Origin of the sequence: Pseudomonas sp. O230 (genome assembly GCF_045447035.1) — a bacterium.
Classification (GTDB): Bacteria; Pseudomonadota; Gammaproteobacteria; order Pseudomonadales; family Pseudomonadaceae; genus Aquipseudomonas.
The window spans coordinates 1-26,192 of the sequence record NZ_JBJGXN010000016.1; the positions used below are offsets into that span (position 1 = coordinate 1).

General features: G+C 59.4%; 27 protein-coding genes and 2 pseudogenes. 21 read left to right on the forward strand and 8 right to left on the reverse strand.

What is annotated here, in order from left to right:
• The 9 genes from ACI77H_RS28460 to ACI77H_RS28500 all read left to right on the forward strand — a co-directional run.
• On the forward strand, positions 1 to 247 hold a 247-nt coding region (locus ACI77H_RS28460; RefSeq protein ID WP_407015125.1), incomplete at its 5' end, for a DUF1330 domain-containing protein.
• 88 nt (positions 248 to 335) lie between these two features.
• Positions 336 to 881 carry a DUF2867 domain-containing protein gene (locus ACI77H_RS28465; RefSeq protein ID WP_407015127.1) on the forward strand — a complete coding sequence of 182 codons (546 nt, stop codon included), beginning with the start codon at positions 336 to 338 and terminating at the stop codon, positions 879 to 881.
• A 152-nt stretch (positions 882 to 1,033) separates the two neighbouring features.
• Positions 1,034 to 1,396, forward strand: coding sequence for a DUF6463 family protein (locus ACI77H_RS28470; protein ID WP_407015129.1), 363 nt, complete (start codon positions 1,034 to 1,036; stop codon positions 1,394 to 1,396).
• 102 nt (positions 1,397 to 1,498) lie between these two features.
• The gene (locus ACI77H_RS28475) at positions 1,499 to 1,813 is read left to right on the forward strand and encodes a hypothetical protein (RefSeq protein ID WP_407015131.1); all 315 of its coding nucleotides are present in this window, start codon (positions 1,499 to 1,501) and stop codon (positions 1,811 to 1,813) included.
• A gap of 80 nt (positions 1,814 to 1,893) precedes the next feature.
• The gene (locus tag ACI77H_RS28480) at positions 1,894 to 2,169 is read left to right on the forward strand and encodes a metal/formaldehyde-sensitive transcriptional repressor (protein WP_407015133.1); all 276 of its coding nucleotides are present in this window, start codon (positions 1,894 to 1,896) and stop codon (positions 2,167 to 2,169) included.
• 20 nt (positions 2,170 to 2,189) lie between these two features.
• Positions 2,190 to 3,119: a CDF family Co(II)/Ni(II) efflux transporter DmeF gene (gene dmeF / locus ACI77H_RS28485; RefSeq protein ID WP_407015134.1), complete on the forward strand. Its 930-nt coding sequence runs from the start codon at positions 2,190 to 2,192 to the stop codon at positions 3,117 to 3,119.
• Positions 3,120 to 3,158: 39 nt separating this feature from the next.
• Complete coding sequence (locus ACI77H_RS28490; protein ID WP_407015135.1) at positions 3,159 to 3,530, forward strand: hypothetical protein; 372 nt, start codon at positions 3,159 to 3,161, stop codon at positions 3,528 to 3,530.
• Positions 3,531 to 3,532: 2 nt separating this feature from the next.
• Positions 3,533 to 3,715 carry a DUF1289 domain-containing protein gene (locus ACI77H_RS28495; RefSeq protein ID WP_150634677.1) on the forward strand — a complete coding sequence of 61 codons (183 nt, stop codon included), beginning with the start codon at positions 3,533 to 3,535 and terminating at the stop codon, positions 3,713 to 3,715.
• Between the two features lie 505 nt (positions 3,716 to 4,220).
• Complete coding sequence (locus ACI77H_RS28500) at positions 4,221 to 5,273, forward strand: alpha/beta hydrolase family protein (RefSeq protein WP_407015242.1); 1,053 nt, start codon at positions 4,221 to 4,223, stop codon at positions 5,271 to 5,273.
• 66 nt (positions 5,274 to 5,339) lie between these two features.
• On the opposite strand, the gene ACI77H_RS28505 is transcribed toward ACI77H_RS28500, so the two are convergent.
• The 4 genes and pseudogenes from ACI77H_RS28505 to ACI77H_RS28520 form a co-directional block, all read right to left on the reverse strand.
• Positions 5,340 to 5,819, reverse strand: a complete 480-nt coding sequence (locus tag ACI77H_RS28505; protein WP_407015137.1) for a phage infection protein — start codon at positions 5,817 to 5,819, stop codon at positions 5,340 to 5,342.
• 406 nt (positions 5,820 to 6,225) lie between these two features.
• A pseudogene (locus ACI77H_RS28510) lies at positions 6,226 to 7,027 on the reverse strand (LysR family transcriptional regulator); the annotation flags it as partial.
• Between the two features lie 26 nt (positions 7,028 to 7,053).
• Positions 7,054 to 7,803 carry a substrate-binding periplasmic protein gene (locus ACI77H_RS28515; RefSeq protein WP_407015139.1) on the reverse strand — a complete coding sequence of 250 codons (750 nt, stop codon included), beginning with the start codon at positions 7,801 to 7,803 and terminating at the stop codon, positions 7,054 to 7,056.
• 313 nt (positions 7,804 to 8,116) lie between these two features.
• A pseudogene (locus tag ACI77H_RS28520) lies at positions 8,117 to 8,390 on the reverse strand (hypothetical protein).
• Positions 8,391 to 8,689: 299 nt separating this feature from the next.
• Between ACI77H_RS28520 and ACI77H_RS28525 the strand changes: the two are divergent.
• From ACI77H_RS28525 to ACI77H_RS28535, 3 genes are all read left to right on the forward strand, one after another.
• Entirely contained in the window at positions 8,690 to 10,048 is a 1,359-nt protein-coding gene (locus ACI77H_RS28525; protein ID WP_407015141.1) for an MATE family efflux transporter, read from the forward strand.
• 550 nt (positions 10,049 to 10,598) lie between these two features.
• A complete protein-coding gene (locus ACI77H_RS28530; RefSeq protein WP_407015143.1) occupies positions 10,599 to 11,246 on the forward strand; it encodes a hypothetical protein in 648 nt (215 codons plus the stop codon).
• A 207-nt stretch (positions 11,247 to 11,453) separates the two neighbouring features.
• Complete coding sequence (locus tag ACI77H_RS28535; protein WP_407015145.1) at positions 11,454 to 12,149, forward strand: phosphoribosyltransferase; 696 nt, start codon at positions 11,454 to 11,456, stop codon at positions 12,147 to 12,149.
• 29 nt (positions 12,150 to 12,178) lie between these two features.
• Here the strand turns inward: ACI77H_RS28535 and phnE are convergent, their stop codons facing one another.
• The 4 genes from phnE to ACI77H_RS28555 are packed head-to-tail and all read right to left on the reverse strand — an operon-like array spanning position 12,179 to position 15,409.
• The gene (phnE, locus tag ACI77H_RS28540; RefSeq protein ID WP_407015146.1) at positions 12,179 to 12,946 is read right to left on the reverse strand and encodes a phosphonate ABC transporter, permease protein PhnE; all 768 of its coding nucleotides are present in this window, start codon (positions 12,944 to 12,946) and stop codon (positions 12,179 to 12,181) included.
• A complete protein-coding gene (locus ACI77H_RS28545; protein WP_407015147.1) occupies positions 12,943 to 13,770 on the reverse strand; it encodes a PhnE/PtxC family ABC transporter permease in 828 nt (275 codons plus the stop codon). The genes phnE and ACI77H_RS28545 overlap by 4 nt, the downstream gene beginning before the upstream one ends.
• Positions 13,764 to 14,561 (reverse strand): phosphonate ABC transporter ATP-binding protein, encoded by a 798-nt coding sequence (locus tag ACI77H_RS28550; RefSeq protein ID WP_407015148.1) that lies wholly within the window; start codon positions 14,559 to 14,561, stop codon positions 13,764 to 13,766. The genes ACI77H_RS28545 and ACI77H_RS28550 overlap by 7 nt, the downstream gene beginning before the upstream one ends.
• A complete protein-coding gene (locus tag ACI77H_RS28555) occupies positions 14,558 to 15,409 on the reverse strand; it encodes a putative selenate ABC transporter substrate-binding protein (RefSeq protein ID WP_407015149.1) in 852 nt (283 codons plus the stop codon). The genes ACI77H_RS28550 and ACI77H_RS28555 overlap by 4 nt, the downstream gene beginning before the upstream one ends.
• Positions 15,410 to 15,704: 295 nt before the next feature.
• On the opposite strand from ACI77H_RS28555, the gene ACI77H_RS28560 reads away from it, so the two are divergent.
• The 9 genes from ACI77H_RS28560 to ACI77H_RS28600 all read left to right on the forward strand — a co-directional run bounded on the left by ACI77H_RS28560 (position 15,705) and on the right by ACI77H_RS28600 (position 26,148).
• Positions 15,705 to 16,145 carry an Ohr family peroxiredoxin gene (locus ACI77H_RS28560; protein WP_407015150.1) on the forward strand — a complete coding sequence of 147 codons (441 nt, stop codon included), beginning with the start codon at positions 15,705 to 15,707 and terminating at the stop codon, positions 16,143 to 16,145.
• Between the two features lie 69 nt (positions 16,146 to 16,214).
• On the forward strand, positions 16,215 to 16,667 hold the full coding sequence (locus tag ACI77H_RS28565) for an Ohr family peroxiredoxin (RefSeq protein ID WP_407015152.1): 453 nt from the start codon (positions 16,215 to 16,217) through the stop codon (positions 16,665 to 16,667).
• A gap of 338 nt (positions 16,668 to 17,005) precedes the next feature.
• Entirely contained in the window at positions 17,006 to 17,575 is a 570-nt protein-coding gene (locus ACI77H_RS28570; protein WP_407015153.1) for a YceI family protein, read from the forward strand.
• Between the two features lie 120 nt (positions 17,576 to 17,695).
• Positions 17,696 to 18,241 carry a sigma-70 family RNA polymerase sigma factor gene (locus ACI77H_RS28575; protein WP_407015154.1) on the forward strand — a complete coding sequence of 182 codons (546 nt, stop codon included), beginning with the start codon at positions 17,696 to 17,698 and terminating at the stop codon, positions 18,239 to 18,241.
• A gap of 26 nt (positions 18,242 to 18,267) precedes the next feature.
• Positions 18,268 to 19,197 (forward strand): FecR family protein, encoded by a 930-nt coding sequence (locus tag ACI77H_RS28580; RefSeq protein ID WP_407015243.1) that lies wholly within the window; start codon positions 18,268 to 18,270, stop codon positions 19,195 to 19,197.
• 225 nt (positions 19,198 to 19,422) lie between these two features.
• The gene (locus ACI77H_RS28585; protein WP_407015156.1) at positions 19,423 to 21,918 is read left to right on the forward strand and encodes a TonB-dependent siderophore receptor; all 2,496 of its coding nucleotides are present in this window, start codon (positions 19,423 to 19,425) and stop codon (positions 21,916 to 21,918) included.
• Between the two features lie 159 nt (positions 21,919 to 22,077).
• On the forward strand, positions 22,078 to 22,587 hold the full coding sequence (locus ACI77H_RS28590; protein ID WP_407015157.1) for a sigma-70 family RNA polymerase sigma factor: 510 nt from the start codon (positions 22,078 to 22,080) through the stop codon (positions 22,585 to 22,587).
• A 6-nt stretch (positions 22,588 to 22,593) separates the two neighbouring features.
• The gene (locus ACI77H_RS28595) at positions 22,594 to 23,547 is read left to right on the forward strand and encodes a FecR domain-containing protein (protein ID WP_407015159.1); all 954 of its coding nucleotides are present in this window, start codon (positions 22,594 to 22,596) and stop codon (positions 23,545 to 23,547) included.
• A gap of 114 nt (positions 23,548 to 23,661) precedes the next feature.
• Positions 23,662 to 26,148, forward strand: coding sequence for a TonB-dependent siderophore receptor (locus ACI77H_RS28600; protein WP_407015161.1), 2,487 nt, complete (start codon positions 23,662 to 23,664; stop codon positions 26,146 to 26,148).
• Positions 26,149 to 26,192 lie beyond the last annotated feature (44 nt).

The window sequence follows — 26,192 nt, forward strand, 5'->3', positions numbered from 1 at the left end:
TCATCGAATGACTACGAAATTAGGGGCGATTCACGTAGCCGATTATGAATCGCAACCGTTAGAGGGTGAGCCAGGCTCGATGACGGTCGTTATTCGATTCAAATCAAAGGAAGCGCTTAATAGTTGGTACCACTCACCCGAGTACCAAAAGATCATTCATCTGCGCACAGACAACTCAAAAGGAATTGCTGTTACGGTGGACGAATTGGACTTAGAGAAGAATCTCCGTCTGTTGGAAACAATGTGAATGACGCTTAACCAGCCGTTGGAGCGGACGCCTGCTGCGCCGCTCAACGGCGCGTTAGACCTCAGAACCCAACCACTGGATCGCACACATGCCAACACAACAGCATCGCGCAACGCCGGTATCGCTTCCTCCGGAGTCGGCAATTGCCAGAGCCTACGCATCTACGAATCTTGCTGATGCTTACTCAATCGAGCTTCCGCCCGGCGCGTCGACCAATCCCGAACTGTTGGCGAGGTTCATCTTCTCCCAACAAGCTCTGTGGGTCAGCAGCCTCATGGTAGTCCGAGATGCGGTGGTCGGCAGATTCGGCCTCAAAACTGCCAGGCAACTTGCGTCACTTGGTGCGGAGAGCGAGACAGGCCGCGTCGGCATCTTCAGGATCTACGGCACAAGTCCGACCGAAGTTATCCTTGGAGAAGACGACAAGCACCTGGACTTCAGGCTTTCCGTCCTCTGTTCCAATCAGCCGTCGGCGGGAGGCAAACGTCACCTGACTCTGTCAACCGTGGTCCATTGCCACAACCGCCTGGGTCGTCTCTATATTCTTGTCATCGCCCCGTTCCACCGCTTGGTCGTTCAATCCAATCTGCGTCGTGCCGCACGAATCGGCTGGCCAATGGCCGCGGAGGCGTGAGCAAAACGCCCAGTCGCCATGCGCAGCCCACTGAGGTCTAACCAATCGTTCGAGCGGGATGCGCCTTTTGCGGGCTTCGCCCGCTTCATGCGCGCCCCTCAACTCGGTCGTTAGGCTCACTCATTCCACCTTACCGTTACGGAGCATAAGACATGTCAAACATCGTCGCATGGACCCTGTTCGCCTTGGGCGTCTTTCATATTCCATTCGGTATTATCAAGTTCAAAACAGCATTTGCCGAAGCCGTGAGCGCCGGCTTCGTCGACCAGTTCAGAGCGCATGAAGTTCGGCGTACTGCACTGTGGTTTACCATTTTGGGGCCGCTTTTGATGCTCGCCGGGCACGCAGCCATTCATGCCGTAGCAGTTGGCGACCTCGCACTACTCAAAATCGTTGGCATCTACGTGCTCATCACCTCAATCATTTGCGTCATTGCCGTTCCAAAATCAGGGTTCTGGGCAACGCTCCTGGTCTCTCCGCTGCTCATCGCGGCGGGGTATGGCTTGCTTCCTTAAGCGCATCAATGCCCAACAAACGGTTCAAATCGCTCGCTCCGCTCACTGGGACCGCGTACCGCGGCCCATAACCTGAACGTTAGACGCTTGGCCCCCACATTCATGGCCGCCGTCGCTGATCACTACGAGACCCACCTCGCGCCTGTCTACCTGTGGATGGCCGGCGGCTTTGATGCCGCCGTATCTCGGGGCGAAGCCGAGATCGAAGCCGTTCTCCCAAATCTAGCCAGTGGAACCACCGCCATTGATCTCGGCGCGGGCTTCGGCATGCACACCATTCCATTGGCTCGCCGCGGCTGCTCAGTGGTCGCCGCGGACTATCCTGCTCGCCATCTGCGGTTCGAGCCTCGAGGATGCCTGATTCGTGCCGTCAGCTTGCCTGCCATTGAAGTCATTCTTTACCGCCAGGGGCTGTAGATGATCACTCGTCCGCCAATCTTGCATAGGTATAGGGGGTATGCCTATCATGCGTGCAGCATAGGTAGGGGGGGTATATCATGGGCCATATCGCAGCAAACAAAGACGATCTTCTCAAACGCGTAAAACGAATCGCCGGACAAATCCAAGCCGTTGAGCGGGCATTGGAATCCGATCTCGATTGCGCCAAAACACTGCACCTTGTTGCGGCCACTCGCGGAGCCATCAACGGCTTGATGGAGGAAATCATCGAAGACCACGCACGGGAGCATGTTGCGAACCCTGCTCTCAGCGATGAAGAGCGCAATAAAGGTGTCGAAGAGCTTCTTGAAGCCATTCGCCGTTACTCCAAGTGAACACATCCGGGTACACACAGATGAGCAGTAGCCACATCAACCACACACATGACCACGTGTTCCTTGGCTCAGCGCACGACGAAAATGCCAAGCGCACGCTTTGGGTGGTGGCACTGACCGTTGTGATGATGGTTGGCGAGATCACCGCCGGCTATATCACTGGTTCGATGGCGTTACTTGCCGATGGCTTTCACATGGCAACCCATGCCGGCGCGTTGGGCATCGCGGCGGCCGCTTACGGATACGCAAAACGTCACGCCACCAGCCAGCGCTACAGTTTCGGTACCGGAAAAGTAGGGGACTTGGGCGGGTTCGCCTCGGCGCTGATTCTCGGTATGGTCTCCCTGGGAATTGGCGTTGAGTCTGTCATGCGCCTGTTGCAACCAACGGAAGTTCAGTTCGGCACCGCTACGCTCATCGCGATTGCCGGTTTGATCGTCAACATCGTCAGTGCGCTGCTGCTGGGCCACGGCCACGGCCACGATCACAGTCATGAGCACGATCATGAGGATCATGGCCATGTCCATCACGGGAGCGACAACAACCTGAAATCCGCCTACGCCCACGTCATCGCGGACGCGCTCACTTCAGTTCTGGCCATTGCGGCACTGCTCGCCGGGCGTTATCTCGGTTGGGTGTGGCTGGACCCGGTCATGGGCATCGTCGGCGCCATCGTTATCGCGCGTTGGGCCTGGACCTTGATGGGGGGCACCGCAGGTGTGCTGCTGGATCAGACCGATGCGCACGTTGCTGAGGAAATCCGCGAACTGGTTGAGAAGCCGGGGGATGCCACCATCACAGACTTGCACGTCTGGCGGATTGGTCCGCAAGCCCATGCGGCCATCGTCAGCGTCGTTGGTAAGGGCACTGCGAACGCCGACAGCATTCGTGAACGTCTCAAGCCGGTTCACGAAGTCAGCCATCTGACGGTCGAATTTCGACTGGCCTGATTCAGAGCCTCCCCTCAATTGTCTCCAAAGGAACCCGCAATGCCTCCAGGGAAACGCGAACTGGCGCGGATCGAACGCCGGTTGATTAGCACGCTCACCGAAGCGTGTGAAACAGCAAAAGGTGAGATCAAAGGCTTTACCTGGCTGACCCATACCGCTGACCTGAACTCGCTGGCTGAAACCCTGAAGGTCATCTGGGTATTCGAAACCCTGGCGGACAGAAAGCGCGCCCTGGTTGACGCGAAGGCGCGTGTCTTTGAGCTGACGGCTATCGCATTGAATGAGGCCGACATCGACCTGACACCTTCAGACCACAGCGTCCGCTTCGACTCAGAGGAAGAGTGCCAACGCACGCATGGTGGCGACTGGAAAAAACGCCTGACTCAATCACGTGTGGCCAAAGGTGACTGACAATGGCTAAAGAAATCGAAAATCCGTGCATCTCGGTTTGCCAGCTCAGTGGTGATCTGTGTGTGAGTTGCGGGCGAAGCAAGGAAGACATCAGAAAGTGGAAGCGCATGAAGCGGCCTGAAAAAATGGCCGCTGTGCAAAGAGCGAATGTGCGCTTGAAAGGGCTGAAGAAAGCATCTGGATAGTCACTTGCTCTGGGTGACCTTTGGGACGGTTTCTGCCAGTTGTGACTGGCCTGCGAAAGATCAGCGATTGCGTGCGGCAGTGACGGCAGAAAAGGAGACGTCGAGTAATCGCGGCTGCGCGTTTGCGAGTAGGCTCGAATGCCTGCGTCCTCTGCATGAAAAATCGATCAACCTCAAACGTTCAAGACCCGTCAACGACCACCGCTTGTAAAATCGTTGGCATGGGGGCTGCCAGCGCCCTAAGAGGCTTGTGGCCTGAAAGCCAATAGCCGTTGTCGGAAACAGGTGTTCATGACCGGCAAATTTTGGCCAACAACAGACGCTCCGCCTCCCCACGAAACACCGCGAACAGCGTTAACGATGAAAGTTATGCGCGGCGGCGAATGTGGGCTTTAATGTCCGTGCTCATAGGCAGCCACATAAGCTTCGACTCCGACCGAAGATGGATGCGCCTGACGGCGGGTTCAGGTGGCCATGCACTTGTCCAATCAAGGAAGAATCGACATTGAAAATAGCTTTCTGCGCCCTGTTTTTGACCTGCCTGACGACTCTCGCACTCGCTGACGAGAACCCTGTCGGCTTCCAGTCTTCCACACTGCCGGACTCGCACAACGGCCGCGCACTGGAGATGGTCGTCTGGTACCCCAGCGCAACTACCGCCGCCACGCAATTGATCGGCGATGATGTGGTGTTCGTCGGGGCTTCTGCCGTTCGTGATGCGCCGCCCGCTGCTGGCAAGCATCCCTTGTTGGTGCTCTCCCATGGGTACAGGGGGAACTGGAGCAACCAGATCTGGCTTGCCAGTGCTCTGGCCCATAGGGGTTACATCGTCGCCGCAATCAATCACCCTGGCACCACCACTCATGACCGTAGCCCTCAAGCAGCAGCGCAGTTGTGGCAGCGGCCCGTTGATGTGCGCCGGGCCATTGATAGCGTCACGACTCAACCCGAAAAATTCGGCGTGGTCGCCAATGAGCGAATTGCAGTAGCGGGCCATTCACTCGGCGGCATGACTGCGCTGGAGATCGCCGGAGCTCGTTTCGATCCAGACCGCTTCGCGCAAAACTGCAAAGCCTACCCGCAGTTAGCCAGTTGCTCCGTCTATGAAAAGATAAACCCCGCAAGCACCGCAGAATCGAAGTCCGCGCTGGGCGCCGATTTGCGCGATAAACGTGTCACTGCCGTGGTGACATTGGACCTGGGCCTTTCACGGGGCCTGACCGATGAAAGCCTGGCCAAGCTGCCGATACCCACGCTGGTGATCGCTGCCGGCGTACCGTCGCACGATCTTCCCGCTGAGTTGGAGTCTGCCAACCTGGCCAAACGCCTGCCTGCGGCGTCAAGCCGTTACGTCGAAATCAGCGACGCAAGCCATTTCAGCTTCTTGTCGATGTGCAAACCGGGTGCGCAGGAAATGCTCGAAGAAGAAGTACCAGGCGATGGCATCATTTGCCTGGATGGCGACAACGGGCGTCCGCGTGAGGTGATTCAACAGCAGATTACATCGCTGATAGCAGAGTTTCTTCAGTCACCTATCGACAAAGAAGGCAGTTTGTAAACGCGAACACGAAAAAGCCCGGCTGATCAGGCCGGGCTTTTTGGGTATTGCGGTGACGCGATTTGTTTATGCAGCGCGGCTTTCGATCAAGCGATCGGAACCACCTTCAGCAACGCGGTTTTCGATCAGGCGGTCGGAACCACCTTCAGCGACGCGGTTTTCGATCAGACGGTCGGAGCCACCTTCAGCGACGCGGTTTTCGATCAGACGGTCGGAACCACCTTCAGCGACGCGGTTTTCGATCAGGCGGTCGGAGCCACCTTCAGCGACGCGGTTTTCGATCAGGCGGTCGGAACCACCTTCAGCGACGCGGTTTTCGATCAGGCGGTCGGAACCACCTTCAGCAACGCGGTTTTCGATCAGGCGATCCGAACCACCTTCAGCCACACGACTCTCGATCAAACGATCCGAACCACCTTCAGCGACACGACTTTCAATCAGACGATCCGAGCCGCCTTCAGCGACAACCGGGTGAGTCGAGGTAGCCGCGAAAGCGTTAACTGCAAAAACCGAGAAAGCGATGCTGAGAATGGTTTGGCGTTTCATGATCGTGTGCTCCGGGGTGTTGTTGGTTGGTATGGAGCAGATGTTACGCCGCAGAATTTTTAAGAGAACTTCATTGGCGTGATGGTGACCATCGACGGCATTGATAGGGCGAGTGGCCTAACTCTGATGCGCGTGATGATGGGGGGCAGCCCTGACAACCGGGATGTGAGGATTCGGCCAATGGTTCACGAAAGGACCCGTCCTCCGCGCTTATGCGCAGATGCAACTTCAGAAAAACGGGGGCGCATTGGCGGTCACATCGGTTAAGTGAACACACTGTAGGAACGAGCGGGTTTTGATGTGCCGTTCGGCGTTGTAACTCTGCGCTTTGTCCCAGGCGACACCTTTGCCCTCGGCAAACACCGTCCGGTTCCCCACCTCATCCGCCCCAAAACCAGATGAATGACTACGCCTGAAATCTTAGCGCGCTGATGATGAAAGCATGAAGGCTATTGACCGCTTTAGACCCGCGAGAGGCTCCGCTACGTAAAATCGAAACCTCCATAGGTTCAATGTTTCCTAAGTTGTGCTCGCTACTTAAGACGTGAAGCGATGCCTGCACGCTGCACTGAGTGATCGCGGCAATAGCGAGCCCACCCTCAACAGCGGCCACCTGACCAGCAAGGCTGGAGCTGTTGTATACCACCTTGAATTCGCGTCCCTGTTGGGTCAGTGAGTTCACTGCATAACGCCGGGCCAGGCTTTCACTTTCGTAGACCGCGATAGGCACCGGGTCTCGCCTCCACAGTTCGAACTGGGGTGAGCCAACCCAAACCATGGGTTCTTTGAAGAGAAATGTGCCGCTTTGAGGCGAGTCCCTGGACACCAGCGCAAGATCAAGATCGCCGCTTCGCACACGCGGGATCAGCGTGGTCGACTGTTCACAGGTCAGTTCTATTTCCACGCCTGCGTAGCGCGGCGAAAACCGCTTCAGAACCGGCATGAGATACTTTGCCGCGTAGTCCTCCGCGACGCCAAGGCGGATTCGTCCGGTTAACTCTTCACCGTGAAAAGCCGCTTGGGGTCTCAGCGTGCAGTGCGAGCATGCGACGGGCGTAGCTCAACAGTGTCTGGCCGTCAGCGGTCAGTTGAAGGTGCCTCGGGCCACGACTCAACAACTTCCGTCCAAGCGCGGCCTCCAGTTTTTTCATCTGCATGCTGACGGCGGATTGCGATCTGTTTACCTCGTGGGCGGCGCCAGATAGCGAAGCGGGCTTGCGTTGGCTCCTCGCTTTCATTGTCCGATGGGTTGATTGTACCGATCCTGGATGCGCTTCAGCTCGCCAGAGTGGCGCAACTGCTCCAGGGCTCTGGCCCAGGCGTCTACCAGTTCGTCGTCACAGTCGCGGCTGAAGGCGATGTACAGCGATGAGCGATAGAGCTCGATGGGGATCTGTCGCAGCGTGCCGGGGGCAATGTTCAATTGGCGGCTGTAATAAGCCACCCCCGCATCGGTGTCGCCTATGATGATGTCGGTGCGCCCGGCTAGCAGCATGCGATAGAGCTGCAGGCTCTCGGTTGCACTTTTTTCGAGGTTGTTGAAGCCCCGCGACTGCAGCATCTCGGGTATTAGGCCGGCATGTCGCGTGGTGATCCGTGGGGTGTGCATTAGCTGCTCTAATGAATTCACCGGCGGCTGCGCATTGGCTAACTGATAGGGGTGAATGGACTCTTCCACGATCGGTCCGACCCACTTGTATAACGATTCGCGCTCCGCGGTGCGGAATAGGGAATACATTATGGTCTTGGGCCGGGTCTTCAATGCGTGGGTGCTTCGCATACTGGGCAGCAGCATTACCTTAAAATCATCCCCGGTCAGCGCCATGATGCCCCGAACGATCTCCGTGGCCATGCCGGTGAGCTGATTGTTCTCCTGATAGTTGTACGGCGCCCACTCTTCAGTAACGACCTGATACTGCTCGGCCCTGACGGGAGTGCCGAGTAGTAAACAGAGCAGCGCGGCAGTAAGTGTCGAAAAATTCACGTGTTCTGCCTGGTGGGCTGTGAGGTGATCAAGGGGGAGATCTGATTAACAGGGTGAAACCAGTATAGACCCAGACACACGTCAAACGCCTGATGCAGTCCCGTAAACCGTCAACACGGCAATAAAGACACACGAACCGGCACGCGTGGTGCAGGACTAACAAGAGCGTTTAGCGGATTGCTTCTTATCGGTATTGGTTGGGACAAGCAGTGATCGTTCAGCCGAAAGCAGACAATAGTTATGCCGCAGAAAAAAGATGTCCGATCTTTTTATGGTCGAACAAAAAACGGGCGCCTTCAGCGCCCGTTTTCATTCACTCCTTCGTCTGCGACCGCAATCGCCGACCAATCACATCCATCAAGTCACAACCATCGCGCAACGGAATGGCCAGCAGTTTGGAGAAGTCCGACAGCACCACCGTGTCGCAACCAATCTCTGCGCGAAAGGCGATGTTTTCCAGCACCTGAGTAACTGCGCGAATTCGGGTAGTCAGCGGCGGCTTGCAGAACGTCGAGTGGAGCTTGGGTGTCGATGAGCAGGGAGGCCGGGATCAGGTCGATTCCGGTGAGGGGCATGTATCTTTCCATAGGTAAAACTCCGATCAAGGCAAAGTCAAAGCAAAAGCGCTCTAGAATCTCGATCGATCAGGTCGCCAAACCCGAATCGCCCTATTGGGCGACGGGACCAACTTTAGACTTCGTCGGATCAGCAGGGAAGGTGACGCATTCCGAGGTTTGTGTAGGAATTTTTATGCCGTCCTAGGACCAACAACCAGCGTTGCTCAGTGGATCGAAATCAGCACCAAAACATTCATTCAACTTCGTACATCCCAGCTAACGCTATCCTCTAGAATCCCAACTCCGCACCCGAGACGGACCTCCACCCAATGCAAACCCCAACCGCCCAACACCCCCTCTGGAAAACCTACCTCCTTTTCCTCGCCCCCATGGTCCTCTCCAATTTCCTCCAATCCATGTCGGGCACCATCAACAGCATCTACATCGGCCAAATGCTCGGCACCCAAGCCCTGGCCGCCGTCTCCGGTATGTTCCCCATCGTGTTCTTCTTCATCGCCCTGGTCATCGGCCTCGGCGCGGGGGCGGGTGTGCTCATTGGCCAAGCGTGGGGCGCGCGTGAACCGCATCTGGTGAAAACCATCGCCGGCACAACGTTGCTGTTGGGCGCAATCATCGGCCTGACGGCGGCGGTGCTGGGTAGCGTGTTCGCACGACCCGCCTTGCAAGGCTTGGGAACCCCGGCCGACGTACTCGACGATGCCGTGTCCTACGCCCACGTAATGATGTGGATCATGCCGTCGCTGCTGGTCTATGTGCTCTTCACCCAGTTGCTGCGCGGGGTGAGCGATACGCTGTCGCCGCTGATTGCGTTGGTGGTGTCGACTTGCATCGGCCTGGCGCTGACGCCGGCGTTGATTCGCGGTTGGTTCGGGTTGCCGATGTTGGGGATTCAGAGTGCGGCGTATGCGGGGTTGGTGGGTAACCTGTCGGCGATGGCGTGGCTGGCGTGGCGGTTGATCAGTAAGGGGCATCCGTTGGCGCCGGATCGGGAGATGTTTGCGGCGATGCGTCTGGATCGGGTGATTCTCGGCAAGGTGTTGCGCATCGGCTTGCCGACCGGGTTGCAGATGGTGGTGTTGTCGGTGTCGGAGTTGGTGATTCTGGCGCTGGTGAATCAACACGGTTCGCAGGCGACGGCGGCGTATGGGGCGGTGACGCAGATCGTCAATTACGTGCAGTTTCCGGCGTTGTCGATTGCGATCACGGCGTCGATTCTTGGCGCTCAGGCGATCGGGGCAGGGCGCATCGAGCGCATCGGGCCGATTCTGCGCACGGGCTTGTTGATCAATGTGTGCCTGACCGGTGGCTTGGTGCTGTTGGGCTACTTGTTGTCGCACTGGTTGCTGGGGTTGTTCCTCACCGAGGATGCCACGCAGGCGATGGCCGAGCACTTGCTGCACATCATGCTCTGGAGTCTGTTGGTGTTTGGCTTCCAGGCGATTATCGGCGGGATCATGCGCGCCAGCGGCACGGTGCTGGTGCCGATGGCGATTTCGATTGTGTGCGTGCTCGGGGTGCAGCTGCCGGTGGCGTATGTGCTGGACGGGCAGTTCGGGTTGCAGGGTGTGTGGATGGCGTTTCCGGTGGCGTATCTGGGGATGCTGGTGTTGCAGACGCTGTATTACAAATTGGTGTGGCAGCATCAGAAAATTGAGCGGTTGGTGTAGATTGGATCCCTGTGTTTCAACCATGAAACATAATAAGTATGACTGTATTGGTGCTGAATGCGAGTTGGTCTCTATCGCACTTTTTGTTAGTGACATAACAACTAATGGATCCAATAAAAGCTTCTCAAGCCTCATGTAATCTATCAGGCCAGTTGTTATGCGGTTTTCAGGGAAGTTGAAGATTCCTCATCGGGGCGAGTGGCGTCATCGTAACTAACCGTTTGTCGGTAGTCTGCTTAAAAAATGAACATTTGAGCTTCGATGCTCTCAGATACTTCAGCACGTCACCATGACTTGCTCGTGCAACCGCAGAAAAAGAAGTGGAACCCGAACCTCATATGCATTGACTGCAAATGAGGATTTTTTTACCTGAAATTCAGGAGCCAACACCTCGCCGGTTGCTTATTTGCCAGGCAAATCAATCGGTTCAGCCGTGCCAGGTCTATGATTTGGCTTGTCTTGTTTCAGTCGGATCGCACTGGGTTTTTAACTTGATTAATACCCCGTCAAACTAATGGTCTGGACTGTAGAAACAGTTGGAGATTTTACCGTGACAATAAATACAATTATGAGCCTGATCGAAAATAAAAAATGCATGGAGTTTGTGCGGTTGGGTGTTGTTTACGCGCACTTGGTCGCTTGTTGTGTTGCCATTGGTTTGGTGTTGACCAGTGATATTGCCATGGTTAAAAATTTATTGAAGGGCAACGTGTTCTCGGAACACGATAATGCTCATTTGGAAAGTCTTCAGACATCTGTAGTTGTTGCATTGATTGCGTTGTGGGTCACCGGTATTGCCATTGTTGGCATTGATTATCTGGACAAGGGAATCGAGTACTTCAAGAATCCAAAGCTGCAAGCCAAAGTGATCATTGTCATGTTGCTGACGTACAACGGTATCTTGTTGCATCGCCTGGTGTTGCCGGCCATGCAAAAGGCCGGTTCGCTGCTCAAGCTCGGGTTTAGCGCACGGCTGCTGGCGTTGTTTTGCGGTTCGCTGTCGGCAGTGTCCTGGATGTATGCCGCGCTGCTGGGGGGCGGACGCCCGCTGGCCTGGAAGTATTCACTCTCTGAACTGTTGATGGCATATCCGCTGTTGATTGCACTGGGTTTCCTGACCATGCTGGTATTGACTCAACGAGTGAAACAACAGCACCTCGCTGTGGTGCCGCAGCGGACGGTTGCGAGTGCTTGCTAGGCGTTAGCCTTGGCTGAACTTCCCGGATATCGCCGGTTTTAAAAAGAGGGCCACCCGTAATAGGGTGGCTCTTTTTATTTGCGTCAAAAGTTGCGGCAGTCTTCAGATTGCTTTCGCGATCGGGCGGACTTGCTGTCACCCATCTTCGGACTGACAATCGAGAGTGATGCAAACCGTCAGGCGTGATCGCCTGGGGAGGTTTTCAACATGAATCCTTCATCGTCCACCATTCTTCAAGACCGCGCCGCTGCCGGTCGGCGGCTGGTGGCGCCGTTGCTCAAGTACGCGCATCGCCCCGATGTCATTGTTCTCGCCTTGCCCCGTGGCGGTGTGCCGGTGGCTTATGAAGTGGCGTCGGCGCTGGACGTACGCCTCGACCTGATGCTGGTGCGCAAGCTGGGTGTTCCGACCCATCAGGAGCTGGCGATGGGGGCGATTGCCAGCGGCGATATTCAGATTCTCAACGAACACGCGCTGCGGGCGCACCCGATTGATCAGGCGACGTTTGATGCGGTGGTCGCTCGGGAAACCCGGGAGTTGTTACGGCGCGAGCAGGCTTACCGAGGGACGCGCGCGCAGGTAGCGCTCAAGGATCAGGTGGTGATTCTGATCGACGATGGCGTGGCGACGGGCGCGTCGATGACGGCGGCGATTCATGCGGTGCGGGTGCAGTCGCCGGCACGGATTGTCGTTGCGGTGCCGGTGGCGCCGGTCGAGACGGCGGAGGCGCTGCGCAGTGAGGTGGATGAATTGGTGTGCCCGATTACCGCCGAATGGTTCATGTCCATCGGGCATTGGTACTTGGATTTTTCCCAGACGTCAGATGCCGAGGTCATCAGGTTTTTGCAACGGGCCTGGCAAAAAGAGGCGAACGTCGCCGGACAGCGCTCCGGTCAAGAGTGACAACGTTCAACACGCTTCACTTTGGGCGCTCACACCTGGACCCAACGCTGCCGACTCCAACTGCTCAAGGTATCGACGGCGAACACCAGGATCAGCATCGCCAGAATCACCGTACTGGCTTGCGCTTCCTGAAACAGGCTGAGGCTGACATAGAGCATTTGCCCCAGGCCACCGGCGCCGACAAAGCCGAGCACACTGGCCATGCGGATGTTGTTTTCCCAACGGTACAGGATGTAGGCCAGCAGCTGCGGGAACAGGTTGGGCAGGGTGCCGTAACAGAATGCCCACACGGCGTTGCCGCCCTGCAAACGGATGGCGTCGGCCGGTTCGGACGGGGTGTTTTCCAGCGCTTCGGCGAACAGCCGGCCGAGCACGCCGGTGGTATGCAGGGCCAGCGCCAGCGTGCCGGCATTGGGACCTAGACCGGCGGCAAGCACCATCAGCGCGGCCCACACCAGTTCCGGCACCGCGCGCAAAGCGTTGAGTGCCAGCCGTGATGCACTCTGCAACGGCCAGCCGAAACGCCCGGCCGCAGGCAATGCCAAGAGCAAACCCAGCACCGCCGCGAGCAGGGTGCCAAGGGCGGACATGCCGATGGTTTCCAGGGCGCCATGGGCGATGGCTTGCAGATGATTGGGGCTCAGGTCCGGGCTGAGAAAGCGCTGCGCATAAGCGCCCATCTGGTTCAGGTTGCCGGTGCTGCCGAGTTCGCCGAGATCGATGCCAAGGTAAATGAACGAGGCGATAACCGCGCCGCCGATGCCGAGCAACAGGGCCAGGTTGAACAGGCGATTCATGCCAGCCTCCAGCGCAGCAGGCGGCTGAGTTGATCGGCGAGCAGCACCAGAACCAGGAACGTCAGCAGCAGACTGGCCACTTCACCGCCAGCGAACATGCGCAACGACAGGTCCATCTGCTGACCCAGGCCACCAGCGCCGACGAAACCCATCACCACCGAGGCGCGGATCGCGCATTCCCAGCGATACACCGTGTACGACAGCAGTTCCGCCGAGACATTGGGCAGGATCCCGTAGCAAAAGGCCGCCAGTCGACCACCGCCGGATTGCAGCAGCGCATGGGCCGGGCGTTGATCAACCGATTCGAAAATCTCCGCGTAGACCTTGCCCAGCATGCCGCTGTAGGTAATCGCGATCGCCAGCACCCCGGCGGTCGGACCAAGGCCGACGGCCCGCACGAACAGCAACGCCCAGACGATTTCCGGCACGCTGCGCAGGAAAATCAGCAGCCCGCGCACCGGCCAGCGCAGCAGTTGGCCCCAATAGCTCGGGCGACCCGCACGCGACGCCGCCGACAACGACAGTGCTCGGCTGGCCAACAGGCTGGCGGGAATCGCCAACAGCAACGCCAGGGCCATGCCCGCCGTGGCGATGGCCAGGGTTTGCAGGGTGGCCTGCAGCAACAGCTCGATGAACGGCTCATCATGGGCCGGGGGCCAGAAGGCGGACACGAACCGGCCCATTTCGTTCTGGCTGTCACTCGCGATCAGCACACTGAGGTCCAGCTCGCTGTAGTGGATGCCCGGCCACAGCAGGGCGATGGCCAACAGGCTGAGCAACAGGCGCGGCAGGGCGGCCGGGTCGCGGGTGGCGGACGTCAGCATCGGGGAATCTGCACACTCAAGTGAGCGGGAGGCACCGGCGAGCGTTCCAACTGCTCGTTGGCATAGAGCGTATCGAGCCGCTCGCGGTCGACGGCGCTGGCCGGCAGGTCGAACATAATCTGTCCGTCACGCAGGCCGATGATCCGTGAAAAATGCGCCAGGGCCAGCTCCACCGCGTGCAAGCTGGCGACCAGCGTAACGCTGTGCTCTCGGGCATGGCTGCACAGCACCGACAGGGTGTGCTCGGCCAGCACCGGGTCCATGGCCGAGACCGGCTCATCGGCCAGCAACACCTCGGGCGCCTGGTACAACACCCGCGCAATGCCCACGCGCTGCAACTGTCCCCCGGACAACTGCTGGCATTGCGTAAACAGCTTGTCGCTCAGGTCCAGCCTGGCCAGGGCCGCGCGTGCCCCCGGAATATCCTGCGGATACAGCAAATTCAGCAGGCTCTTGCCCAATCCCCATTGACCCAGTTTGCCGGCCAGAACCGCCGTGACCACACGCTGGCGCGGTGGCAACGGCGGCGATTGATGGATCAAACCGATGCGTGCGCGCAGGCGTTGACGCTGACCGGCCGACAGCTGCCAGGCGCGTTCGCCGAGCACTTGCAGCTCGCCGTCGCCCGGTCGCAGGGCGGTGGCGAGCAGGTTGAGCAGACTCGACTTGCCCGCCCCGGACGGGCCGATAATGGCGACCTGTTCGCAGGCCTGGATGTGCAGGTCTACGCCACGCAGCGCCTGAACGCCGTTGGCATGAGTAAGGCTGACCTGGGTCAGATGCAACGTCATTTGAGCAGTTCGGCAGCGCGTGCGGCTTCCTCGATACCCTTGTAGTTGTCCGGGCTGGTTTCGATGAATCGGCTGGCGGCCTGCAAATCCAGAATCTCTTTGTCCTTGGGATTCGCCGGATCAAGTGCGAGGAACGCGGCTTTGATCTTGGCCGCCAGCGCCGGGTCGAGGGTCCCGCGCACGGTCCAGTTGTAGTCGAAGTAAGCCGGGGTGGTCGCAAACACTTTGACCTTGTTGGTATCGACCTTGCCGGCCGCGACCAGTTTTTCCCACACGCTGGCGTTCAGCACTCCGGCGTCTACCTTGCCGGCCTGGACCCAGGCGACCGTGGCGTCATGGGCGCCGGAGTAGCCGACGCGGCTGAAGTAGGCTTCCGGCTTGATGCCATCCTTCAGCATGAAGTAACGCGGCATGAGACTGCCCGATGTCGAGGAGACCGAGCCGAAGGCAAAGGTCTTGCCCTTGAGGTCGGCGAGGGATTTGACGGCGGGGTCGGCGGTGATGAATTTGCTGGTGAACTGGGCATCCTGTTCGCGCTGTACCAGCGGAATCGCGTTGCCGGTTTTCAGGCGCGCCTGCACGAACGTGAAGCCGCCCAGCCAGGCCATGTCGATCCGGTCGGTGGCCAGCGCCTCGACCACGGCCGGGTAATCGCTGACGGGTACGAACTCGACCTTCATGCCCAGTTGCTGTTCCAGATAGGCGCCCAGCGGCTTGAATTTGCGCAACAGTTCAGTGGGGGCTTCATCGGGAATCGCGCTGACCTTCAGGGTGTCGGCGGCTTGCGACAACAGGGTGCAAAAAGACAGGGCCAAGCTGGCAGTCAATGCCAGGGTACGCTTGAGCATGGAAATTCTCCGGTGCATTGACGGGACACTATAGAGCCGCCGGGCACACGCAGGTGACGGCAAGGCGTTTTGTGAAGTTAGACGAAGCGTAGCGAGGCAGATTGTATGTGGCCTGGGTGCAAGTGTGACGTGGATGTCGGCGGGGGGGAAGCCGATGCAGCAAATACCGTTCGTCGACGAGGTGCGTTACCACCTATTGACACCAACGAGTGTCTGCGTGAATATTGATCTATCGCACACGACATAATCGAACGCGATATGAAATCAAACCCATTGCACCGTAGAGGATTCACCCATGAGCAAGATCGAAAAAGTCCTGGCCACCGGCAAAACCCACACCACCGCCAGCGCTGCCGGCGGCCACAACGGCAACCTCGACATCACCCTGTCGACACCCGGCAGTGCCAAGCCTGCTCATGTGTTCGCCGCCACCCAGCCGCACCCGGCTGCCGAGCAACTGTTCGCCGGTGCATGGTCGGCGTGCTACACCGCTGCTGTCGGTCTGGTAGCCAATGATCTGAACGTGGTGCTGCCCGCGGATTTTTCCGTCGACATCGAAGTCGATCTGGGGCAAACCGGCCCGGCCTACTTCCTTCAGGCGCGTTTGACCCTGCGAGTACCTGGCCTGCCACACGACATCGCCACTACGCTGGCGCACACCGCTGATCAGATCTGCCCGTACTCGAAAGCAACTCGCGGCAATATTGATGTGGCACTGAACGTCATCACGGTTTAATTTTTGTATAAGCATCGCGTGCGATAAAAGCGCACGCGAAAACAAATCCCGCCATCGAGAGCATTCATCATGAGCAAGATCGAAAAAGTCCTGGCCACCGGCAAAACCCACACCACCCCCAGCGCCGCCGGCAACACATCGCGTGGCCATAACGGCAACCTCGACATCGTGCTGTCCTCGCCAGGCAGTGCAAAACCGGCGCACCAGTTTTCGAACATTCTGCCGCACCCGACCGCCGAGCAATTGTTCGCCGGTGCCTGGTCGGCCTGCTACAGCGCCGCCGTCGGCCTGGTGGCCAAGGAGCTGAACGTGACCCTGCCGGCCGACACGGCGGTGGACATCGAAGTTGATTTGGGCCAGACCGGCCAGGCTTACTTCATCCAGGGGCGATTGACCCTGTGCGTACCGGGCCTGTCGAACGAGATCGCGACGAAACTGGCGCATGGCGCCCATGAGATCTGCCCGTACTCCAAAGCCACCCGCGGCAACATCGACGTAACGCTGAACGTCATCACCGAGTGAGGCCGCGCACGACCGGTTCGACTTCGCCAGGCGAGTCGAACCGGCCGCCGTCCCGGACGATATCGATGAGCGTCAAGCCAGCGCCCACGTGCTCTTCAGCCACGGCTCAAAACGTGTCGCGCCCATCGTCCGCGATTGAGCGTTGATGGGGGCACCGATGAACTCGAAGCATTGCGTGGCGCGCAGGATCGTGTAAGCAATGTCCGAGGCTGCGCGACTGGCGGTCGGGCCGTCAGCGTGTCCATGGCATAAACGGCGATTTTTTGCTTTAGTCCACCTGTGGCTGGCCTCCGTGTGCAGCACCCCCACTGCAATCGGGCGTCCCGCCGGAGCATCCCATGACCCTTCGTTTTACGCGTTCTGCTGCCGTGTTTGTCGCGCTCTCGTTCGGCGTGTTGTCGTGCGCCGATGCCGTTGAATACAAGCAGGTTAATGCGAGCGCCAGCACGCTTTCTTTCACGTACAACCAGTTCAGCTCACAGGTCTACGGCACATTCGGCAAGTTCGAAGGCACGCTGGATTTCGACACGGCGAACCCCTCGGCGGCCCGCGCCGGGCTCACCATTCAACTCGACAGCATCGATGCCGGAAACAGTGACGCCAACGAAGAACTGAAAAAGCCCGCGTGGTTTGACACGGCCACTTATCCGCAAGGGACATTTGAATCGACCCGTGTTAATGCCCTGGGTAACAACCGGTATTCGATCACCGGCAACCTCACGCTCAAAACCATCACCCGCGCGGTGGAAGTGCCGGTCCTGTTGAAGTCCGAGAGCGGCATCGGGATTTTCGATGGGCAGCTGACGCTCAAGCGCAGCGACTTCAAAATCGGCGCAGGCGAGTGGGCGGACACGGTGGTTTCCGACGACATCAACATCAGGTTCCGGATGGTTGCGCCGCAGCAGTAGCCGTTAAGCGTCCTGCGCAGGTTTCTGATTTACCGCGGCTTCTCTTCGCTTGCTCTGCCATGTATTTACTGTCATCGTTTGCGCTACTGGTAATCTTTCCTATTTGAGAAACTTTTGCGTATGCGCGATTTTTCCGTGGCTGATGACGACTTTTCCCGTCGTCAGCGGACATTCACCGACCTCTATAGCGATCACCATTCCTGGTTGCATGGCTGGCTACGGAAAAAACTCGGTTGCTCGCACCGTGCGGCCGATCTGGCCCATGACGCGTTCATTCGCGTGCTCACCCTCGCCGAGCCTCACACCATCAAAGAGCCGCGGGCGTTTCTGGCGACCATGGCCGGGCGTTTGTTGATCGATGGTGCCCGACGCCGGCGGATCGAGCAGGCGTACCTCGAGGCGCTGGCGATCCAGGCGCATGACGCCGGCATGCCCGACCCCGAAGCGATCCATGTGGCGCTGGAAGCGCTGGAAAAAATTGCCGTGATGCTCGCCGGGTTGCCAGAAAAGAACCGCGAGGCGTTCCTGCTCAGCCGGCTCGACGGCCTCACCTACAGCGAGATCGCGATTGAACTGAACGTGTCGGCCAGCACAGTCAAGAACTACGTCGCCGGTGCGCTCGTCCATTGCTACAACACCTTGTACGGTGCGGAACAACCGTCGTGACGAGTATTCATCCACCCTCCGAGCAGATGATCCTTGAGGCGGCTTACTGGCTGACGTTGTTGCACGACGATTTGGCTACCGAAGCCGACCGCGCGGCTTTCGATGTCTGGTGTGAAGCCGATCCGCGACACGCTCTCGCGCTGGAGCGCATGCGGGCTTTGTGGGGCGGTTTCGATGAGCTGCCCGCCGCGCCCGCACGCGTTGCCCTCAAGCAGGCCTTTGCCCGGCCCGGCCCGAGAATGTCGGGGCGTGGCGCCCAGGCGATTGCGCTGCTGGGGGTGTTGGTTTGTGGCTGGATCGGCCTGGACAACATGCCAATCTGGCTCGCCGATCAGCGCACCGGCGTGGGCGAGCGGCGCGAGGTGGCGCTGTCGGACGGCAGCCATATTCAGCTCAACAGTCATTCGGCGCTGGACGTGAAGTTCGACGGCCAGCAGCGCGTCATCGAGTTGTTGGAAGGGGAGATGTGGGTCGAGGTGGCCAAGGACGCCCGGCGTCCGTTTGTGGTGCGCACTGATCAAGGCACGGCGACGGCGCTCGGCACGCGCTATCTGGTGAAACGCGCGGCCGATGGTTCGACCGTGGTCAGCGTGCTGGAGTCCGTCGTTGCCGCCAAAGCCAAGGGCGCCGAGGCGGTGAACGTCGCGGCGGGCGAGCAAATCACCCTCAGAGAGGGCCGGGTGCAAGCACCGCAACCCATCGGCAACGCCCACCCGGATGCCTGGACCCGGGGCCTGCTCAAAGTCGATGACCGTCCCTTGAGCGAAGTGCTTCAGGCCCTCGCCGGTTACCGACGGGGCCTGGTGCGCTACGACGAGCAGGCGCTGCAAGGATTGCGCGTCTCCGGCGTGTTCCGCCTCGACGACACCGATGCTGCATTGGCGACATTGGCGGACAACCTGCCGATCCGGGTCGAACACTTCACTGATCTGTTGGTGGTGATCAAACCCCTCTGAAACCCCAACCTGTAGGAGCCGGCTTGCCGGCGATCCAGGCGACGCGGCGTGTCTGACGCGCCGCCATCGCTGGCAAGCCTGCTCCTGCAAGGTGGTGCGTGAAGGCATCAATATCGTTTCACCCCCAGTTCCAAAAAATATTAATGCAAATCGATCGCATTCGTTGTCTGTTTTTCCGACATGGCCGTCATGGTTAGTAACGCCTTCCATTTCGCAGGATTTCCCATGTCACGCTTTGCTCGTCCGTTGCACCCACTGGCGCTTTCAGTGGCGATGGCTTTTGTCGCGGCGCCGCTGCTGGCTGCCGAATCGCCGGTCGCTGGTGCGCACGCCAGTGCTGTGCGCAGTTTTTCGATTCCCGCCGGGGATTTGAGTCAGGCGCTGAACAGCCTGGCCGAGCAGGCGGATCTGGTGTTGGCCTTCGATCCAGCGTTGACGCGCGGTAAACGCAGCAACGGCCTGAACGGCCCCTTCAGCACTGACGACGCCATCACGCATTTGCTCCAGAGCAGCGGCCTCAACGCCATCGCGCTGTCGGCCACGCGCTATCGCATCGAGCCTGCGCCCGAGGCGGTCGAAGGTTCTCTGGAGTTGCAGGCCACCAACGTCAACGGTGCCTATGCGAGCGAAAGTCCGACCGGCCCGGTGGCGGGTTACGTCGCGACGCGCGCGTTGTCGGCGACCAAGACCGATACGGCGCTGAACGAAACGCCGCAGTCGATTTCCGTGGTCACCAAGGATCAGATGCGTGCCCAAGGCGCGGATAATCTCAACCAGATCTTGCGCTACACCGCCGGCGTGATTCCCGAAACCCGTGGCTCCACGGCCTCGCGACTGGATCAGATGACCATCCGTGGATTTTCCCCGGCGGTGTATCTGGACGGTTTGCGTATGCCCGGCAGTCGCGATGCGTCGCCGCAAAAAGACTCGTTTGACCTGGAACGCGTGGACGTTTTGCGCGGGCCGTCGTCGGTGCTGTACGGGCAGGCCAGCCCCAGCGGTGTGGTGAACATGGTCAGCAAGCGGCCGCTGGATACGCCGTTCCACGAAATCGGCGTCGAGTACGGCACCTTCGACAAGAAACGCACGACCTTCGATTTGAGCGGCCCGCTCGACGATCAAGGCGTTTACTCCTATCGCCTGGCCGGTCTGTATGACGAGGCCGATGGTCAACTCGAACACACCGAAACCCAGCGTCAGTCCATGTCATCCGCGTTCACCTGGCGTCCGAGCGATGACACGTCGCTGACGTTGCTGGGGCACTTGCAGAAAGACCCGAAAGCCGCTTCGTACGGCTCGACACCGGCGTGGGGCTCAGTGTTGCACAGCCCGACCGGGCGTGACATCGACGTCGATTACTATGACGGCGACAAGAGTTTCGAGAAGAGTGACCGCGAGTATTTCTCCCTCGGCTACTTGTTCGAACATCACCTCAACGACATCTGGACCGTGCGTCAGAACGCGCGTTATCTGCGCAGCGAAGGTGTTTATCGCAGCCTTTACAACAGCAACCTGCGCGCCGATTACCGCACCTCCAACCGGTCGACCATTGCTACAGACGTCGACCTGGATGCCTACACCCTCGATAACCAGGTGCAGGCCAAATTCGACACCGGCCCCGTGCAGCACACCGTGCTGTTCGGTGGCGATTATCAGAACACCAGCACCGATACCAAGTCCGGTTTCGGCACGGGGCCGACGCTGGATATCTTTGACCCGGTCTACGGTGTTCCGGTGGTCACGCCGGCGTTCACTAGTAACGCGACGCAGCGTAACCAGCAGAAAGGCCTGTACCTGCAAGACCAGATCAAATGGGACAAGTGGGTGTTGCTGATGGGCGGCCGCTACGACTGGGCGACCAACCACAACAGCTCGATGAATTTGCGCAACAACGTCAAGACCAAAACCTCGCTGGACAGCGAGGCGTTCACCGGCCGGGTGGGTCTGGTCTATCTGTTCGATAACGGCCTGTCGCCGTATATCAGCTATGCCGAATCTTTCGAACCGCAGTCGGGCAGCGGCTACGGCGGCTCGGTGTTCAAACCGACCGAGGGCCAGCAATACGAGGTGGGGATCAAGTACCAGCCACCGGGCAGCAACAGCTTTATCACCGCGTCGGTCTTCGACCTGCGCCAAAGCAACGTGCCGACGCTTGATCCGGACCCGACGCACCTGTGCGGCACCGGGCGTTGCCAGGAACAGAGCGGTGAAGTGCGCTCCCGTGGTTTCGAACTCGAAGGCAAGGCCAGCCTCAACGACAACCTGGACATCACCGCCGCGTACGCTTATCTGGACAACCGCATCACTAAATCCAACAGCACCGTCAACTACGCGCCGCTGACCGATATCGCCGTCGGCCCGGCCGTGTCCGCCAAAGGCACCACCAACTATGGCGTGCCGCGCCACACCGCGTCGGTCTGGGCGGATTACACCTTCCACGACGGCGTCGCCAAAGGCTTCGGCGTCGGCGGCGGGGCGCGTTACGTCGGCTCTTCCTGGGGGGACACCGCCAATACGTTGAAAGTCCCGGGCTACACGCTGCTGGATGCGGCGGTGCACTACGACATCCCGCACATCAACAGCCTCAAGGACAACCTGCGCCTGGCGGTGAACGCGAGCAACCTGGCCAACAAAGAGTACGTCGCGTCGTGCTATTCCTACTCGTGGTGCTGGTATGGCGCACAACGCACGGTGCAGGCGAGCGCGACGTACCAGTGGTGAAACGCTGACAGATCCCGCCGATCCATGCCCCGTCATCCATATGGATTCGGGGCATGCCCACGCCATCGCAAGAGGCGTTGCAGGATCAGTCTTGCAAACATGCAGTGCCTTGGAAGAAAATGAGATTCATTATCAAATAATTCTTGCCGGGCCTTCTCCATGTCCTCCGCCGATCTCTCACTGCAACACGCCGTGCATACGCTTTACGAGGACCATCACTCATGGCTCTGCGGCTGGCTACGCAAGCGGCTTGGCTGCATCGACAACGCGGCGGACCTGGCGCAAGACACCTTCATTCGGGTACTGACCCAGCGCAAGGCACCGGAATTGCGTGAGCCGCGTGCCTACCTGAGTACGGTGGCGCGCAGCTTGATGATCGATATGTTCCGGCGGCGGGCGCTGGAACAGGCCTATCTGGAAACCCTCGCGCTCAGCCCGGAACCGGTGGACCTTTCCCCTGAAGCTCGCTCGTTGATTATCGAAACCCTGATGGAAATCGACCGCTTGCTCGATGGCCTCGGCGGCCGGACCCGCGAGATTTTCCTCATGGCGCAACTCGATGGTTTGAGTTACGTGGAGATTGGCCGGCGTCTGGGCGTCTCGGTGACCACGGTGAAGAAGCATGCCGTGCGAGCCCTGACGCATTGCCTGTTGCTGGTCGAGGACTGAAGCGCCATGCGTGCCCAATCGCTGGATCATGCAACCCTCGAAGCTGCCGCGCGCTGGTACGTCGACTTGCGTAGTGAGGTGCCCGATGACGCCACCCGTGAAGCCCATCGGCGGTGGCTGGAGCGTGATCCGCTCCATGCGCAGGCGTGGGAACGCCTCGCACGCTTGCAGGACAAACTCGGGCAAGTCGCCCCAGGTATCGCCCGCCCGACGTTGACCAGCGCCCGTGCCAAACGGCGTGACGTGCTCAAGGTCCTGTCGATCCTGCTGGCGGCGGGCGGGGCGGGCACGCTGGCCTGGAACACCACGCCACTGCCGACGTTGATGGCCGACCAGCGCACCGGCACGGGCGAGCGTCGCCGCCTGCGCCTGGATGACGGCAGTCAGCTGCAACTCAACACCGCCACCGCGGTGGACATCCGCTACAGCGACACCTTGCGAGAAGTGCGTTTGCTCAGCGGGGAAATTCTGATTGAAACGGCGCGTGACGATCTGGCACGGCCCTTCATCGTGCACACGGCCGAAGGCAGCATCCGCGCGTTGGGCACACGGTTTATCGTGCGCTGCGAAGCGGGGCGCACGCAGGTCTGTGTGCAGGAGCATGCCGTCGAGGTGCGCACGGCCCGCCTGACTGGCCGGCCAGTGCGGGTGGACTCAGGTCAGCAACTGAGTTTTGCGCACGACAGCGTCGGCTCCGTGCATCAGGCTAATCCTCAGGCCGATGCCTGGACCCGCGACATGCTGGTGGTCAATGACTGGCGCCTGGGCGATTTCATCCTTGAGTTGCAGCGCTACCGTCCGGGCCATCTGGGGTGTGATCGCGCAGTGGCGGCGTTGCGTATTTCCGGTGCTTTTCACCTCGGCAGCACCGACACCATTCTGGACAACCTGACCTCGACATTGCCCGTACGCATCCGTCGTTTCAGTCGGTATTGGGCAAGTGTGGAAGCGATTGGATGAGGTATCCGAAAAGAATTTTCAGCGAAGGGTTGTTGATTCTGATTCTCGTTCGACTTTGTAGGTAGAGGCGCAACAGTCGCCGCCAATCACTGCCATCGGGCGAAAGGAAACTGCATGACCCCTCGCAATCCCTCTATCCGTTTTTCTGCGTTGAAACTGTCCGCCAAACCCTTGAACCGCGCCGTACATGCCGCATTGCTCGGCATGGCGCTGACGGTTCCTGTCGGTTTCGCGGTGGTGGCGCAACCCGCTTGGGCACAAGCCGACGTCGAAACGCAATTTGACATCCCGGCCGGTTCGCTGTCGTCAGCATTGACCCAATTCGCCTCCACGGCAGGCGTGACGGTTTCGTTCGAGCCAGCCTCTGCCGGTGGTCAGAAAACCGCAGGGCTGCGCGGTCGATACACGGTCGATGCCGGTTTGCGCCAACTGCTCGCCGGCAGCAAATTGCAGGCGGTGCGTCATGACAATGGCAGTTATTCGCTGTTACCGGTGGTGGAGGGCGCGGCGTTGCAACTGGGTGCGACGAGCATTTCCGCGCAGGTTGTCGAGTCGGCCTATGGCCCGGTAGAGGGTTACGTTGCCACCCGCAGCGCCACCGGCACCAAGACCGACACGCCGATTCTGGAAATTCCCCAGGCGATCAACGTGGTCACCGCCGCTCAGGTCGAAACCCAGGGCGCGCGCAACCTGACCCAGGCGCTGCGCTACACGCCGGGCCTGAACACCGGAGGCTTCACCGACCGCAACTCGATTGCCGACGAGATCACCAGCCGTGGCTTCGCACCGACCCCGTTGTACCTCGACGGTGCGTACATTCCTTACGCCGGCAGCCTCGGCGGTGCACCGCAAATCGACCCGTATACCCTGGAACGCATCGAAGTGCTCAAAGGCCCGTCCTCGGTTCTGTACGGGCAGAACCAGCCGGGCGGCCTGATCAACCTGGTCTCCAAGCGCCCGACCAGCGAACAGCGCAGCCAGGTCAAACTCGGCGCGGGCAGCTATAACCGGGTCAACGGTGCCTTTGATACCAGCGGCCCGATCGACGATCAAAAGGCATTCACCTATCGCCTCATCGGTGTCGCGAACAAAGGCAACGAACAGGTCGAGCACACTCACAGCGAACGCATGCTGCTGGCGCCGAGCCTGACCTGGACGCCGAATGACGACACGTCGCTGACCTTGCTGGCGCAGATCCAGCGCGATGACGGGCTCGAAGATTATCAGTCGCTGCCAAGGATCGGTTCGCTTGATCGCGGCCCCACCGGGCAGAAAATCGACCGGGATTTTTTCTCTGGCGACACGCGTTTCAACGACTACAAACGTGATCAGTACGTCTTCGGCTACGACTTCAGCCACAACCTCACCGATGACCTGAAATACCGCTCGACCGCGCGTTACACCGACGTGCGCGACCGCTACAAGGGCCTCTACCTGCGCGCCTTCGCCACCGACGCTGCGGGTGACACTGATTACTCCCGCGTCAGTCGCACCAAGGTCGACTGGCGCCAGCACAACATCGCCTACACCCTCGATAACAACCTGGAATATAAATTCAACACCGGCGCCCTCGAACACACCACGCTGGCGGGTGTGGACTACCGCCATTTCAACCGCAAATACGACGGCCTCAACGCTTACAACGTGACGCCGGTCAACCTCTACGGCAAGAACAACTTCGACACCAGCAGCGCGGTCCCGGTGCTGGATACGAAGTGGGACAACACCCTGCGCCAGACGGGCGTGTACGTGCAGGACCAGATCAAACTGGATCAGTGGATCCTGACCATCGGTGGTCGTGAAGACTGGGCGGAAATCGATAACAAGGACATCCTCGCCCGCACGGTCGCTTCACAGCGCGACCATAAATTCACCGGGCGCGTAGGCCTGACCTACGTCACCGAGTTCGGCCTGGCGCCGTACATCAGCTACTCCGAATCGTTCCTGCCGACCATCGGTACCGAGGCCCCGGAACGCGGCGGCAAGGCTTTCGCGCCGACCGAGGGCGAGCAATACGAAGTGGGTGTGAAATACCAGCCGTTCGACAAGACGCTGATCACCGCATCGGTCTTCCAGGTCAAACAGAAAAACGTGCTGACCGGCGACGACGACTATCCACAGTATCAATCCCAGGACGGCGAAGTGCGTTCACGCGGCGTCGAACTGGAAGTCAAATCCAGCCTCGACAATATCGACGTGCTGGCCGCGGCGACCTATATCGACTCGTTCTACACCAAGAGCACCTACGGCGATGAGGGCAACCGCAACGAAGCACAGTCACCGGTGTCGGCCTCGTTGTGGGCGGATTATCACTTCACCCAAGCGGCACTCAACGGCCTGACCTTTGGTGTGGGTGCACGGTACACCGGGCGCAAATCGGGCGATTCGTCCCACTCGTTCGAGGTGCCGTCGTATGTCGTCTACGACACCACGATCCGTTACGACCTGGGCAAACTGGACCCGAGCCTGCGCGGTTTACAGACCCGCCTGAATGTACAAAACGTGTTCGACCGTGAGTACGTCTCGGACTGCAACTACTCGTTCGGTTGCTACTACGGCCAGGAGCGCGTTGCGTCGGTGGAAATGTCTTACGACTGGTAATCCCTCATTCTGTAGGAGCCGGCTTGCCGGCGATGGCGCGCTCA

What these genes read in the sequence shown, in the direction of transcription:
- ACI77H_RS28480 (WP_407015133.1), top strand. Translation starts at nt 1,894, where the DNA reads ATGGGCCATATCGCAGCAAACAAAGACGATCTTCTCAAACGCGTAAAA.
- ACI77H_RS28465 (WP_407015127.1), top strand. Translation starts at nt 336, where the DNA reads ATGCCAACACAACAGCATCGCGCAACGCCGGTATCGCTTCCTCCGGAG.
- ACI77H_RS28550 (WP_407015148.1), bottom strand. Translation starts at nt 14,561, where the DNA reads ATGACGTTGCATCTGACCCAGGTCAGCCTTACTCATGCCAACGGCGTT.
- phnE (WP_407015146.1), bottom strand. Translation starts at nt 12,946, where the DNA reads ATGAATCGCCTGTTCAACCTGGCCCTGTTGCTCGGCATCGGCGGCGCG.
- dmeF (WP_407015134.1), top strand. Translation starts at nt 2,190, where the DNA reads ATGAGCAGTAGCCACATCAACCACACACATGACCACGTGTTCCTTGGC.
- ACI77H_RS28600 (WP_407015161.1), top strand. Translation starts at nt 23,662, where the DNA reads ATGACCCCTCGCAATCCCTCTATCCGTTTTTCTGCGTTGAAACTGTCC.
- ACI77H_RS28565 (WP_407015152.1), top strand. Translation starts at nt 16,215, where the DNA reads ATGAGCAAGATCGAAAAAGTCCTGGCCACCGGCAAAACCCACACCACC.
- ACI77H_RS28505 (WP_407015137.1), bottom strand. Translation starts at nt 5,819, where the DNA reads ATGAAACGCCAAACCATTCTCAGCATCGCTTTCTCGGTTTTTGCAGTT.
- ACI77H_RS28495 (WP_150634677.1), top strand. Translation starts at nt 3,533, where the DNA reads ATGGCTAAAGAAATCGAAAATCCGTGCATCTCGGTTTGCCAGCTCAGT.
- ACI77H_RS28475 (WP_407015131.1), top strand. Translation starts at nt 1,499, where the DNA reads ATGGCCGCCGTCGCTGATCACTACGAGACCCACCTCGCGCCTGTCTAC.
- ACI77H_RS28585 (WP_407015156.1), top strand. Translation starts at nt 19,423, where the DNA reads ATGTCACGCTTTGCTCGTCCGTTGCACCCACTGGCGCTTTCAGTGGCG.
- ACI77H_RS28555 (WP_407015149.1), bottom strand. Translation starts at nt 15,409, where the DNA reads ATGCTCAAGCGTACCCTGGCATTGACTGCCAGCTTGGCCCTGTCTTTT.
- ACI77H_RS28470 (WP_407015129.1), top strand. Translation starts at nt 1,034, where the DNA reads ATGTCAAACATCGTCGCATGGACCCTGTTCGCCTTGGGCGTCTTTCAT.
- ACI77H_RS28535 (WP_407015145.1), top strand. Translation starts at nt 11,454, where the DNA reads ATGAATCCTTCATCGTCCACCATTCTTCAAGACCGCGCCGCTGCCGGT.
- ACI77H_RS28580 (WP_407015243.1), top strand. Translation starts at nt 18,268, where the DNA reads ATGATCCTTGAGGCGGCTTACTGGCTGACGTTGTTGCACGACGATTTG.
- ACI77H_RS28575 (WP_407015154.1), top strand. Translation starts at nt 17,696, where the DNA reads ATGCGCGATTTTTCCGTGGCTGATGACGACTTTTCCCGTCGTCAGCGG.
- ACI77H_RS28560 (WP_407015150.1), top strand. Translation starts at nt 15,705, where the DNA reads ATGAGCAAGATCGAAAAAGTCCTGGCCACCGGCAAAACCCACACCACC.
- ACI77H_RS28595 (WP_407015159.1), top strand. Translation starts at nt 22,594, where the DNA reads ATGCGTGCCCAATCGCTGGATCATGCAACCCTCGAAGCTGCCGCGCGC.
- ACI77H_RS28590 (WP_407015157.1), top strand. Translation starts at nt 22,078, where the DNA reads ATGTCCTCCGCCGATCTCTCACTGCAACACGCCGTGCATACGCTTTAC.
- ACI77H_RS28525 (WP_407015141.1), top strand. Translation starts at nt 8,690, where the DNA reads ATGCAAACCCCAACCGCCCAACACCCCCTCTGGAAAACCTACCTCCTT.
- ACI77H_RS28490 (WP_407015135.1), top strand. Translation starts at nt 3,159, where the DNA reads ATGCCTCCAGGGAAACGCGAACTGGCGCGGATCGAACGCCGGTTGATT.
- ACI77H_RS28570 (WP_407015153.1), top strand. Translation starts at nt 17,006, where the DNA reads ATGACCCTTCGTTTTACGCGTTCTGCTGCCGTGTTTGTCGCGCTCTCG.
- ACI77H_RS28545 (WP_407015147.1), bottom strand. Translation starts at nt 13,770, where the DNA reads ATGCTGACGTCCGCCACCCGCGACCCGGCCGCCCTGCCGCGCCTGTTG.